The following is a 13,226-nucleotide window of genomic DNA, read 5'->3' as shown; positions in this document are numbered from 1 at the left end:
AAAGCATAAAGGAGTTATTTAGAAGCAAAGTGAATATAAGACAGTCAAGAGTGTTCTTCACCATTGCAGTAATCATCTTCCTATCAATTGTTGCCTATACTACAGTTTTTATAACTATGCACCCTTATATCGGGGCAAGGGTTACAAATGATCCAGATAAACCAGTTAAAGTTGTTGAGTTAGAACCAAGTTCAATAGCGGAAGAATCTGGACTCAAACCCGGAGATATTATACTTTCAGTCAATGGTAAAGATCCACATAATTATAAACTAGTAAATAAATATGAAAGAATTGAACAATCAGATCGAATAAGCGTCCTAAAAACAAATGGTGAAATAGAAGATTTTCATTTTGATTATACGTTTGATTTGCAAACCGTATTTCAAATTATCGTACCATCTATTGTCGCTATTTTAGTGCTTTATGCATGCTTCCATATCTATAATACAACAGAAAATGGCTTAAATCGCCCTTCATTCTACCTCATTATTTTTCTACTGGATCTCTCAGTTGCATATTTTAGTGGTGGAGGATCTACTAGAGGAGAGGTACTACTTAGAAATTTAAATCTTGTTACTTTTCTATCTGTTCCAGTATTATTCTTACAGTTTATCTACCATTACTTTTCAGATATTGGAAAGGTGTGGTTTAGCAAATGGTGCTATAAGATAGGATATTTTGTAGTTATCCTAAATGTACTGATTGAGCAAATGATATTTGTAGAATTTGCTTATCAGAAATCTATAAACTTATTGTCATTTTTTATCCTATATGTAATTGGATTTATTGTAATGGTTTTAGGATTAAGACGTATAGATTATAGGGTACAAAAATATCTAATTAAAGTGCTGCTTATTTCAAATATCATTGCCATTACACCGTTTGTTATTTTTTATGTTATTCCATATGTATTGTTTAGGGTTTATATTTTTCCTCCGATTATATTAGCTGGATTCCTAATAATTATCCCAACAGCGTTAGTTTATCAATTTTTAGCTGACAAAATTCATGATATCGATTTTGTTATTGGGCGAGTACGCTATTACTTTCTTATAGGATTAATTCCTGGATTACTTAGTATTTCTGTAGTTGCGATGACAAAAGGTAATAACCCTATTTTATATTCAATCAGGTTATTTGTATTTTTCATATTTATCTATATGCTAACGTTTTACTATAAGGAAATATTAGACAGCAAATTAAACCGTTTTTCTGAAAAGAAAAATTATCAACAGAGTATCTTTCGCTATACAGAAAGTCTAAGGAATGCAAATAATATTAGTCAGGTAATGGATGAACTCAAGAAAACAATACTAGATATCACACTAGTTAGTGATATTTACCATGTTGAAATTGGCAAGGATTCTATTTTACTGAGTGAGCTTGCTCAAGATATCCTAGAATATGAAGAAGAAATTAAGAAATGTAATAGAACTGTAGGGCAGATTATCGAAGTTAATAGAGGATTTATTATCAATGTAGGTGAAGTGGATAAAAACTTCTACTTACTTGTATGTACTTCCAAAATAAACACACCGATCTTAACAAGAGACGAACTCTCTTATCTAAAAACCCTTGCTTATTACACACATGTAACGCTTGAGAACTTTTTAAAGATTGAAAACCTCATGTCATATCTTGAAAACTTGGAGCATTCAAAGGAAGAGTCAAACCCAATTTGGCTTAACCGAGTACTCTATAAACTAGAAGAAAAACAAAGATCAGAGGTTGCGAAGGACCTTCATGATTCAGTTTTACAAGACTTGCTTTCTCTTCAAAAGAATTTTGAAAGAGCGAGTGAATGGTATATAAGTGGTAATGATGTAAGTACTGATGAGATAAATAAAATGATGAATCATATCACGAAGGTTATTAAGACAACTAGAGAAACATGCTATGAATTAAGACCGAATGTTTTATATGATCTAGGGTTAAAAAAGGGTTTGGAAAAGTTAATTTATCAACATGAAGAAAACCATCAAATGACGGTTAACTTAAATATTAACAACCTTAAGGAACCTGAGGATTTAGATGTACAATTAAATATCTATCGAATTGTTCAAGAGCTGTTAAACAATGCGGCTAAGCATTCTGAGGCTTCACATATTAACCTTATCCTAGTTAATATTAAAGAGGTATTGGTTATTCATTATGAAGACAATGGTGTTGGCGCTGGTGCTGATACAATATTTTCCAAGGAGAGCAGTATGGGGTTATCAGGTATTCGTGAGAGAGTTGCGCTGTTAAACGGAACAATGAAGATAGATACGAACCCTGGTGACGGATTTAAAGTTATCATTGAAATATAAAAAAGATAACCTACACTTGCCATGAGACAAGGAGGTTATCTTTCCTATTTATAAGAGTCCTTCAGATTTTGCGATTAAAACGGCTTCTGCTCGTGACGATACATTCAACTTATTAAATATCTCAGTAATGGAATACTCAACAGTTCGTTTACTCACGAAAATTTTATCTGCAATCTCCTGATTCGTTAGACCTTCTCCTAATAATTCTAGGATTTTACGCTCGCGTTCTGTATAACCAACCTTCTCTCTTGGTGGCTTTGTGGAGGTCTTAAGAGATCTTTTACAAAGCTCTAATGACATCACAATATTCCCATTAAGAACATGGTTAATATAAGTAACAATATTTTGTTTTGTAGTATTTTTATTAATAGCTCCGTAAATCCCATTCTTTACAGCTTCTACAAAATAATCCTCAATATCATATCCCGTGTAAATAATGATTTTGCAATTAGGCTGATCCTTCAGAATGAGTTTGGACACTTCAATTCCGTTTTGTTCCAGGCCTAAATTTATATCCATCAAGATAACATCATACTTTGAGTAATCTTTGTCCTTAATCAAATCGATAGAAAAAGGGGGTGACAAAGTATCAACAAAGATGTCATCACACGTTTCTAATATTGCCTTTGTACCTTCTGTTACTGCAATATGATCATCTACAACTAATACATTAACCATTGAAAATCACCCTCGTTCATCAGCTCTTTTTCAAGTATACACCAAATCTGCGGACAAGGGGACAGGTCCCTTGTCTCACTAAATTAACGGATTTTGGCAAGTGGATAGGGACAAAGAACCTGTCCCTCTGTCCGTTTTTTGGTAGCAGTATTGTAAATTCATTGTGGGCACCGAATTCTTAGAAAAAGGGTGCTTATAGAGGTAGAAAGCCCATTTGAGTAGGTCTCGAATGGGCTTTCTGTATGTGCAAAATGATGAAAAAGGTTCTAAACGCAAGCTGAAATATGTATAGAGTGATCAAAAAGGGTAATAGGTCATTCGTACTCTATTCAACCTAGTTCCGTCCATGTATGATATAGGAAAAAACTGGAGACGGAGACGACCACATGACGAATAAAAAAATAATTTACTTCATAGCTATTTTCATTTTGTGCCTTGTATCCTGGGTCATCTACTCACTAAATCAACCCCCTGAGTGGGAAGGATACTCTCAAAATAAGGACTGGAAAACAACGTTCAAGGATGAACGAAGCCCTAAAGGCTTTTGGAATGGTAACCTTACTTGGAACGGAAAAGAAACAGTCACTATTTCAAATGTTATCCTTACTAAAAACGGAACAGAACTACATTCGGTAGACAGTAAAGAAGAAGTAGAAAACGGTCATAACTACAATTACCTAACAACAACTGAAACCATAGAAAATAAAAAAGATGAAGTGTTATTAACGATAAATTGGAACGACAAAAATGGAAGTTATGAAGAGGTTATACGATTAGAGCCTAAAATAAGGTATTTTGTAGTTCCTTTGTTTTAGGGTGCCTGGTGTATTAGATAATAATGTCGAATAGTCTTTAAATAAAAAAAGACCCCAGTGTTCTCCATGTTGTAAGATTAAAGTACCTGACAGGGAACCTCATTCTATCAACCAACACGGAGGAGAAACACATGGGGTTAAAAAACAAAAACTATATTAATAATATACAAGGAAGAAAAGGTAGTCAATTCAGTTCACAACTTAGAGGACTAAATTTAGAAAAAGTTTTAATTGTAGCGATCGATGCGGCAAAGTATTTTCAAAAGGCTCTTATCTGTAATTACTTTGGTGATGTTATAGAAAAACCATTTTTCTTTGGGATAAACGAGGTAGGAATAAAGGATATATGCTCGAGGATTAAAAAGGCAGAAAAAGAACTCCAGGCAGAAAAACTGTTGATTGGAGTGGAAGTTACTGGTCATTATTATGAGGACATTGTAAAAGAATTAAGTAAGTTTGGATATCATGTGACTTTAATAAATGCAGCGACAACTCATGAGGAAAGAGCTAGCGCTCTAAATTGGAGTAAAACAGATGACCTCGACCTTTACGCTATCGCTCATGCCTTAATGCAAAATAAAGGTATGGAAAACAAATTACCAGAAGGTAATTTTCGTAAATTAATGACACTTACTCGTGCAAGAAGAACTGAGGTTCAAAAGCGCTCAAAAACTCGTGTGAAAATACGGACTTTGATGGATCATATCTGGAGAGAGTTTCAAGGATATATTGAAGTAAAAGGTAATATACCAAGGAAAAAACTTATTTTTAGTGATTTCTGGGGAAAGTCCTCGTTGATTTTCATGGAGCATTACCCCCATCCTTCAGATGTTTTATCTCTTGGACTTACAGGCATTAGGGAAATCTCGCGATTACAAAAATTAAGAATGAGAGAAGATACCATGAATACCCTACTTTCCGTAGCCGAGAATTCAATTGTTAAACCAAAGGAAGATCTGTCTGCAGAATTACTTTTACTTCATCTAGCACTTAAGGATTTAAGGCAACTAAACGAAACAATCATCATTCTCGAGAAAGAAATAGAACGGGTATTACTCCAAACAGAAGGTAGACTTCTATTAACAGTTCCAGGAATAGGAGTAATTACTGCGGCAGAGTTCTTTAGCGAATTAGGTGAAGTTTCTCATTACGAGAATGCCGGCCAACTTATAAAAAAAGCTGGTACAAATCCAATTATTATTCAGTCTGGAGGAACACAAGGCTTCTACGGCAAGATCTCTAAGCAGGGAAACAAGCACTTACGATTCATCGTGTATACCGTAGGTAAATCGTTGGCACAACACAATAAAGACTTACGACCTTTCTTTGATAGATTGAGGGAACGAGGAAAACATGCAAGAAAAGCCTATATAGCTTTAGGAAATAAATTTATAAGAATAGCCTTTTCTATGTTACAACACAAAAAGCCTTATCAATCAAAACAACCACAATATAGTTATTTATCTGAAATTAAGAAGAAGCTCAACTACACAAAAACGGAAGAATTTTTAAGAATAGTATTAGCAGCTTAAATTATAAAAAATGGAGTCTCCTCTTCTAGGATCGAAGTAAAATCGACTTTGGTGCCGGAGGCAACAAGACCTCGAGTGACAGCATGATTTACTTCGTCCTGTAAATGCGAATTGTACGTTAACTATGACTTGTACTAACCAGGTTGCATCCCTACAGAATTGAAGCGAAGTAAGGTTATTATTCAGATCTTAAAAGAGTGAGATTCCTATATAGTGTTTTCTGTCAGTTGTTTACTGTATTTTTTTTACAAAAATACGTTTAGTGTATTTAAGTTGTTCAAAAACTTTAAAATTCTTATTGACATAGTACGCTGTCACTTCCCGAAGTTTGTCGAATGAAACACTACCACAGTAAAATACGAACGCTGGATAAAGTAACAACCCCCATCATATAAGGTGGGGGTTGTTTTTTTAAAGATGAATTTTAGTTGTGTTAGAAAATATTCAGTAAATGTTTCCTTGTGTTTTAGGTGATGTTTTTATATGGATATTTAATTTGGAATAAAAAATAGTGATGTATTGCAATGTTTAATTCAACAAGAAAGAAAAAAATAACAGGATTTTAGTAAAAAATGTATTGAAAACGCTTAAAATAGTTGGTAAACTTTATCTAACGAAGGAAACATTTAGTAAAAATAAGGAAAAAATAGTAAAAGTTTATTAGATAAATAGTGAGGTAGTCAAAATGGCAACGATAAAAGAAATTGCAGCTAAAGCAAATGTGGCTAGTTCCACTGTTTCAAGAGTGTTAAATAATGATCCCAGTTTATCGGTAACCGATGAAACAAGAGCACGCATCTTAGATATAGCTAAAGAGCTTGGATATACCACTTTAAAAGAGAGAAAAGGTACACAAAGTTCTTTTCATGAAAAACAACCAAGAGTAGGAATTTCATTTGTTCATACGTTAGAGGAAAAAATAGATGGAGTTGAAGACCCTTATTTTACCGCGATAAGAAAAGGGGTGGAAAATGAGTGTTCTAATCAGGGGATTTATGCAAACAAAATGATCAGAATGTCAGATGATGATAAAACCTTTGATCATGAATTAGATGGACTGATTGTTGTTGGTGGAACTAGTATGGAGGTTCTTGAGAGTATTAGGAAAATAAAAAATGTTGTATTTATCAATCATTGTCCTGACGAAGAAAATTTCGATTGTGTTGTGATTGATTTTGAAAAGGCAACAGAAAATGCTTTAACACATTTGTTTAACCAAGGATATAAGAAAATTGGATATCTTGGCGGAACAGAAAGAGATTACTTATCCGATCATAAAGTCGTTGTGAATAAACGATTTTCAACCTATAAAAAGATTCTTGAGTCAAAAGGGACATTTTGTGAGGAGTATGTCATCATTGGCGAGTACACGATGACTCAAGGGTACGACCTTATGAAGGAGTTCATCAAAAAAGGAAATTTACCTGAAGCTTTTTTCGTCGCATCAGATTCCATGGCAATCGGCGCGATGCATGCTTTACAAGAAGCGAATATAAAAGTACCAGAGGATCTGGCCATTGTAGGTTTTAATGATATTCAAATGGCACGATTTGCAAGTACTCCGTTAACTACTGTAAAAGTATATACAGAACAAATGGGAAGAGTTGGTGTTCAGTTGCTACTTGATAAAATGAATGGGAGAGAAATTCCTTTGAAGGTAACGGTTCCAACAAAGCTTATGGTACGTCAAAGCTGTGGTGCAAATCGATAAAAACAGTGAGCATTTAAAGGGGGTGGTTTTCTTCACGAGTAGTATTCGGTTTTCAAAAAATAAGAGATAAAAAGGAATAATGAATGTAAAAAATCCATTTGGCAGAATGTATTTTTTAGGTAATATTCATCATCCTTTTTATCTCTAAGGCTCCCAAATTGGGAAAATAGTTAGACTTTCATTATAATCTAGCTTTTATCGAAAGAAAAGAAAAACAGACTGGTATTCTTTAGAAACGAAAAAGTGGGGGATAAGAATGAAAAAGTTGATAAGTGTGATTGCTTTTGTAATCGCTTTCTCTGTATTTGCAGCTGGTTGTTCTAACAAAGGAGCATCTAATGAGGCAGAGGACGGAAAAGTAACATTATCTTTTTTCTTAACGTTGAGTAATGAAGGTGAAAAGAAAGCGGTTGAAAGTGTTGTTGCAGATTTTGAAGAGGAAAATCCTGAAATTAAGATTGACTTAAACCTTCCTGGTGGAGGATATGAAGATATGCTTCGTGTAAAAATGGCGGCAAATGATATGCCGGATTTATTTGATACACATGGTTGGTCACAGCTTCGTTACGGTGAATATGTAGCAGATCAAAAAGATATGGATTGGGTACAAAACCTCGATCCAGCATTAGATAAAATTCTGAAAGATGACACTGGTAAAGTCTATGCATTTCCCATTAATCAAGCAAAAGATGGCATTAGCTTTAATGTGAATGTATTAGAAAAGTATGGTGTAGAGCCTCCTAATACAATTGATGAGTTTGTCAAAGCTTTAGAAACAATTAAAGAAGAAAGTAATGGAGAAGTAACACCTCTTTGGATTCCGGGTGGAGACAACTGGACGATTGGTCAAATTTATGATCAGCTTGCTACTCCTCTAGTTATTACAGATGAAAAAAATAGTCATGGAGATGCATTAGTGGATGGTTCATTTGATTGGTCGAACTATACACCACTACCGGAACTAATGAAGGAGCTTCAGGACAAAGGGGTTATCAATGAAGACGTGCTTACAGCTAAACTTCAGCAGGCTACAGAATTAATGGCTCAAGATAAAATTGCTTTTACATTTGTAGCGGGATCACTAGGGCCTGATGCCACGGAATTAAATCCTGATGTGAAGGTTGGAACGATGCCTGTTCCTGCTTTCCATGAAGGTGATGAGCAAAGCTGGATTGGTGGAGAGCGCCACACCATTGCGATGTGGAAGGATACCAAGCACCCTGAAGAAGCGAAAAAGTTCATTGAATTTATGGCACAGCCGGAAAACATTGAAAAAATGGCACAAGGAACGTCTGCACCAGATGCTCTAACAAATGTAGATGCAGAAAACTACTTCTCAGAATACTACAAACAGTATGAAGACATTGCTGTTGAGCCTTACTTCGATCGTGTTTACTTACCAAGTGGAATGTGGGATGTAATGGCTACTACTGGTCAAGAATTGTTTGCTGATACTTTAACACCTGAACAACTTTCGAAAAAAATGGGTGAAGAGTATACACGATTAAGAAATCAGTAACTTCGATGGAAGGGCTGAGGTATTTATTACAGGAGAAGGTGGATTTGCTTTCTCCTTAAAATACCACAAGTCTAAATGAGGAGTGGAAATAAATGAGCGAATTAGTAACAAATACTGAGAGATCAGTAGCGAATAAGTCAAAAAAGCTCAAAATAAAAAAGCAATCATCACTATGGTGGATGTATCTTCCGAGTTTTGCCGTTGTTTTTCTGTTTATTCTCTATCCTTTTTTCAATGGAATTCAGCTTTCTTTTACAAATTGGAACGGATTTTCTCAAGACTATGATTTTGTTGGCTTTGATCAATATAAGCGACTTTTTGCAGATCCTACAACATGGTTAGTTGTGAAAAATACGCTTCTATACGGAATCGGAAGTACCATTTTCCAGAATGCTTTGGGGCTTTTATATGCGTTGCTGTTAAATCAAAGCATAAAAATGAAGGCTATTACACGGACGATTATTTATTTACCGGTTATTATTAGCCCGTTGATTATGGGGTATATTTGGTACTTTTTCTTCGCTTTTCAAGGTGGAGCCCTTAATGATGCGTTGCAATTCTTTGGTTTTGAAAAAATCAATGCATTAGGAAACCCTGAGATGAACACATGGATCATCGTATTTGTTAACACCTATCAATTCGTTGGGATCGCGATGATTATTTATTTAGCTGGATTGCAAAGTATTTCAAAAGATTACTATGAAGCCGCACAAATTGATGGGGCAACTTCATTTCAACAATTTAAAAACATCACATTGCCTATGTTAATGCCATCAATCACAATCAATGTGGTGTTAAATATTATCGGTGGATTGAAGCTATTTGATGTGATTGTTGCTTTAACAGGTGGCGGCCCGGGTAATGCATCACAATCAATGTCCACTTTTATGTATGATTTATATTTTAAGAGACAGGATGCGGGGTATGCTGCGACACAAGGTGTGTTTATGGCATTTATCATTCTGATTTTGAGCTTATCAGCCCTTATTTACTTTAAGCGGAAGGAGATTGAAGCATAATGGAACACCTTAATAAAAATAAAAAGCTGCTAACAGGTGTATCGATACTCGTTATGTTCATTCATATTATCCCCTTCTATATTATGGTGACAACTGCTTTAAAGGCTAAGGGGGATTTTAGTTCAAAATGGGTTTTTCCTAAAGAATTAAACTTTCAAAATTTCTCAGATGCCTGGACGATTGCAAATTTAGGTCCGTCGTTTGTGAATACAACGATTATTACCGTTTTCTCTGCTGCTTTGCTTATTTTCTTTGGCTCGATGGCAGCATATCCAATGGCGCGCCGTCAAACAACATTAAATAAGATTTTTTATTTTCTTTTTATTGCGATTATGATTATTCCGCCACTAACGGCCTTGGTACCGTTATATAAAATGGTCGTAAATATTGGAATGATGAATACGTATGAAGTAGCGATTTTAAATAATGTTGCGGCATTTATGCCACTAACGATCTTTTTATATGCAGGATTTATCCGTTCAACTGTCCCTAAAGAGCTGGAAGAAGCAGCGAAAATTGATGGAGCAAGTACACTTGGAACGTTCTTTCGAATTGTGTTTCCGTTGCTTAAGCCTGTAACAGCTTCCGTGCTGATTATAGCTTGTGTTTTTATCTGGAATGACTATCAATTTGCCATCTTCTTTTTGCAAGACAAGTCAATGCACACTGTAACGGTTTCACTAGCAAGCTTTTTTGGGCAAAATCAAAACAATCTAAACTTAGTAGCAGCTGCGGCGATATTAGCGATGCTGCCAATGACAATACTATTCTTATTTCTACAAAAATATTTTATTGCCGGCTTATCTTCTGGATCAGTTAAAGGCTAATTTTTTATAAAAGAAAGGATGTTAAGGATGTCTAAAATTACATTTATCGGTGCAGGAAGTACAGTATTTGCAAAAAATGTGTTAGGTGACTGTATGTTTGTTCCAGCTTTAGCGGGATTTGAATTCGCATTATTTGATATTGATGAACAACGATTAAAAGATTCAGAGAATATGCTTAACAACTTAAAGCAAAACTACAATAGCAACGTAACAATTAAGGCTTACTGTGATCGCAAGGAAGCCTTGAGAGGTGCGAAGTATGTAATTAATGCAATTCAAGTGGGAGGCTATAAGCCAAGTACAGTAATAGATTTTGAGATTCCTAAAAAATATGGGCTACGTCAAACGATCGCTGATACGATCGGGATTGGCGGTATTTTTAGATCGTTGCGTACTATTCCTGTTATGCTGGACTTTGCTAAGGATATGGAAGAGGTTTGTCCGGACGCTCTATTCCTGAACTATACAAATCCAATGGCAACATTAACTGGAGCAATGCTTCGCTATACAAATATCAAAACTGTAGGACTTTGCCATAGTGTACAGATTTGTACGGAGCATTTGTTCAGAGATTTGGGAATGGATCATGAAGGCATTGAAGAGAGAATAGCTGGGATTAACCACATGGCGTGGCTACTTGAAGTAAAACGTGATGGAAAAGATCTATATCCAGAAATTAAGCGTCTTGCAAAGGAAAAACAACAAGGGAAACATGATGACATGGTACGCTATGAGTTAATGGATAAATTCGGTTACTATGTAACAGAATCTTCCGAGCATAATGCGGAATATCATCCATATTTCATCAAAAGCAAATACCCGGAGTTAATCGATCGATTCAATATTCCATTAGACGAATATCCACGTCGATGTGTGGAACAAATTGAAAGATGGGAAACGATGAGAGAGGATATGGTTCATAATAGCCAGCTTACTCACACAAGATCCCACGAATACGGATCTCGAATCATCGAAGCTATGGAAACAAACAATCCATTTAAATTTGGTGGAAACGTCCTGAATACAGGTCGATTAATCAGTAACTTGCCTGAAAAAGCGGTCGTTGAAGTACCATGTGTAGTAGACAGAAGCGGTATAATGCCGACTTACATCGGAGACCTGCCAGAGCAATTAGCTGCCCTAAATAGAACAAACATTAACACACAACTACTAACAATTGAAGCAGCTATCACTGGAAAAAAAGAAGCACTCTACCAGGCAGCACTCCTTGACCCACACACTGCTGCCGAACTATCCATGGACGACATCATCTCTATGTGTGACGACTTAATTGAAGCTCACGGACAGTGGTTGCCGCAGTTTTCGGGAGTGGGTGTGAAGTAGGGACAGGTTCCTTGTCCCACTAAAAAAAGGGTGTCCACGATTGGACGCCATTTGAAAATAGTGAGGGAAAATAGTGAGGGACAGGTCCTTTGTCCCACCAAAAAAAGGGTGTCCACGATTGGACACCCTTTTTTATGTTGAATGAGAAAATGGGACAAGGTGCCTGTCCCCCTATAACTTTTTTTAATTTGCTTTAATACTTGTAGTTCGAAAATGAATTTATCTAATTGTTTACTCTTGCCTATTGTTCTAGTACTGTTGAGGCCAAAGCTTTTAACAGTTTTCTTTAGTTCTTCTTGTAGTTCGCTAATTGATTTTTCTAGTTGTTTCTCTAGTAGTTCTAGAGTGTTTGATGTTAATGCGGTAACCAATCTCAGTCACTCCTGATAGGTATATTTACCTAATTATTTTACATTATTATGGTGAAAATGTGAATCGAAAGTTTCGAAGCTTGAAATAAAATGACTAACTAATACTAATAAGCTACTCGAATCTATTACTTAGTTATAAAGCCAATAATAACGATATAATAATAGTAGCTAAGATAAATATATACGTTGGAACAGTGGAAACAATAAACTTATGCTGGAGGTCACATGGAAAATATAAAGAATAGGTTACTGAGTATTGAAGAAAAGTGGCAGGAAGGGATAAAAGACTGGCAAGGAAATCTGCCTGAGAGAATGATAAATGACCAGAGTGAGGAGAATTTTTGGCAGGAGTTGCTAAAAAAGAAAGAGAATATCGGTAAACCAGATTCTTATGCTATAGAAATAATGAAGCATGTTTCAAGTCTAATAGATGAACAAGACGAGTTACTTGAAATTGGACCAGGATGGGGAAATTATACGTTTTCGTTAGCTGAAAGAGTAAAGAAGCTAGCACTTGTGGATAGTTCTTCAGTAATTCTTGATTTTTTAAAGGGAGAATTACATAAACGAAATATGACGGACGTTGAGTTCATTCATGAAAAGTGGGAACATATAGAGCTAAATAAAAACTATGATGTTATCTTTGGCTTTAATTGCTTTTATCGGATGTTTGAAATTAAAAAAGCATTGCTTCATATTCATAAATATGCGGGGCGATTAGCTATCATTGGGATGACAACAGGTCCAATACAGCCACATTACCTAGAACTTCATGAACAATACGGTATTCAGGTGAAGTTTCCACGTAAAGATTATATTGATTTGCTCAATCTATTATATGAACTAGGAATTTATGCAGATTGTAAGATCATTCCTTTATCCAGAACACAGGTATATTCATCGTATGAAGAATGCTTAGAGAAAAATATGAGTAAAATTCTAACCAAAGATGTGGATCTATCATTGGTGGAGGATGTTCTAAGTAAATATATTGTGTGTGAGGATGGGAAGTTTATTTATAGGAATGAGTATAATGCGGCTTTGCTTAGCTGGAGACCTAGATAGGCAGGTGTGCCTGTCACTTCCCGGATTTTGTCGAAA

General features: G+C 35.4%; 11 protein-coding genes. 9 read left to right on the top strand and 2 right to left on the bottom strand.

What is annotated here, in order from left to right; all coding sequences use genetic code 11:
• Positions 1–29: 29 nt before the first annotated feature.
• Positions 30–2,309 (top strand): ATP-binding protein, encoded by a 2,280-nt coding sequence (locus LPC09_RS22955; protein ID WP_231308482.1) that lies wholly within the window; start codon positions 30–32, stop codon positions 2,307–2,309.
• A 48-nt stretch (positions 2,310–2,357) separates the two neighbouring features.
• On the opposite strand, the gene LPC09_RS22950 is transcribed toward LPC09_RS22955, so the two are convergent.
• Positions 2,358–2,987 carry a response regulator transcription factor gene (locus LPC09_RS22950; protein WP_231308481.1) on the bottom strand — a complete coding sequence of 210 codons (630 nt, stop codon included), beginning with the start codon at positions 2,985–2,987 and terminating at the stop codon, positions 2,358–2,360.
• 386 nt (positions 2,988–3,373) lie between these two features.
• Here LPC09_RS22950 and LPC09_RS22945 point away from each other — a divergent pair, with 386 nt between their 5' ends.
• The 7 genes from LPC09_RS22945 (at position 3,374) to LPC09_RS22915 (ending at position 11,754) form a co-directional block, all read left to right on the top strand.
• Positions 3,374–3,802: a hypothetical protein gene (locus LPC09_RS22945; RefSeq protein ID WP_231308480.1), complete on the top strand. Its 429-nt coding sequence runs from the start codon at positions 3,374–3,376 to the stop codon at positions 3,800–3,802.
• A gap of 131 nt (positions 3,803–3,933) precedes the next feature.
• Complete coding sequence (locus LPC09_RS22940) at positions 3,934–5,334, top strand: IS110 family RNA-guided transposase (protein ID WP_231308479.1); 1,401 nt, start codon at positions 3,934–3,936, stop codon at positions 5,332–5,334.
• A 685-nt stretch (positions 5,335–6,019) separates the two neighbouring features.
• A complete protein-coding gene (locus LPC09_RS22935; RefSeq protein ID WP_231308478.1) occupies positions 6,020–7,045 on the top strand; it encodes a LacI family DNA-binding transcriptional regulator in 1,026 nt (341 codons plus the stop codon).
• A 256-nt stretch (positions 7,046–7,301) separates the two neighbouring features.
• Positions 7,302–8,564, top strand: a complete 1,263-nt coding sequence (locus tag LPC09_RS22930) for an ABC transporter substrate-binding protein (protein WP_231308477.1) — start codon at positions 7,302–7,304, stop codon at positions 8,562–8,564.
• 92 nt (positions 8,565–8,656) lie between these two features.
• Positions 8,657–9,583 (top strand): carbohydrate ABC transporter permease, encoded by a 927-nt coding sequence (locus LPC09_RS22925; RefSeq protein ID WP_231308476.1) that lies wholly within the window; start codon positions 8,657–8,659, stop codon positions 9,581–9,583.
• Positions 9,583–10,410 carry a carbohydrate ABC transporter permease gene (locus tag LPC09_RS22920; RefSeq protein ID WP_231308475.1) on the top strand — a complete coding sequence of 276 codons (828 nt, stop codon included), beginning with the start codon at positions 9,583–9,585 and terminating at the stop codon, positions 10,408–10,410. The genes LPC09_RS22925 and LPC09_RS22920 overlap by 1 nt, the downstream gene beginning before the upstream one ends.
• Positions 10,411–10,437: 27 nt before the next feature.
• The gene (locus LPC09_RS22915; protein WP_231308474.1) at positions 10,438–11,754 is read left to right on the top strand and encodes an alpha-glucosidase/alpha-galactosidase; all 1,317 of its coding nucleotides are present in this window, start codon (positions 10,438–10,440) and stop codon (positions 11,752–11,754) included.
• On the opposite strand, the gene LPC09_RS27685 is transcribed toward LPC09_RS22915, so the two are convergent.
• Entirely contained in the window at positions 11,709–12,125 is a 417-nt protein-coding gene (locus LPC09_RS27685; RefSeq protein ID WP_442920005.1) for a Spo0E family sporulation regulatory protein-aspartic acid phosphatase, read from the bottom strand. The genes LPC09_RS22915 and LPC09_RS27685 overlap by 46 nt on opposite strands.
• Positions 12,126–12,350: 225 nt before the next feature.
• Here LPC09_RS27685 and LPC09_RS22910 point away from each other — a divergent pair, with 225 nt between their 5' ends.
• Complete coding sequence (locus LPC09_RS22910) at positions 12,351–13,190, top strand: class I SAM-dependent methyltransferase (RefSeq protein ID WP_231308473.1); 840 nt, start codon at positions 12,351–12,353, stop codon at positions 13,188–13,190.
• Positions 13,191–13,226 lie beyond the last annotated feature (36 nt).

The organism is Metabacillus sp. B2-18, assembly GCF_021117275.1.
Taxonomy (GTDB): domain Bacteria; phylum Bacillota; class Bacilli; order Bacillales; family Bacillaceae; genus Metabacillus.
This window is presented reverse-complemented; position numbering and strand designations above follow the sequence as displayed.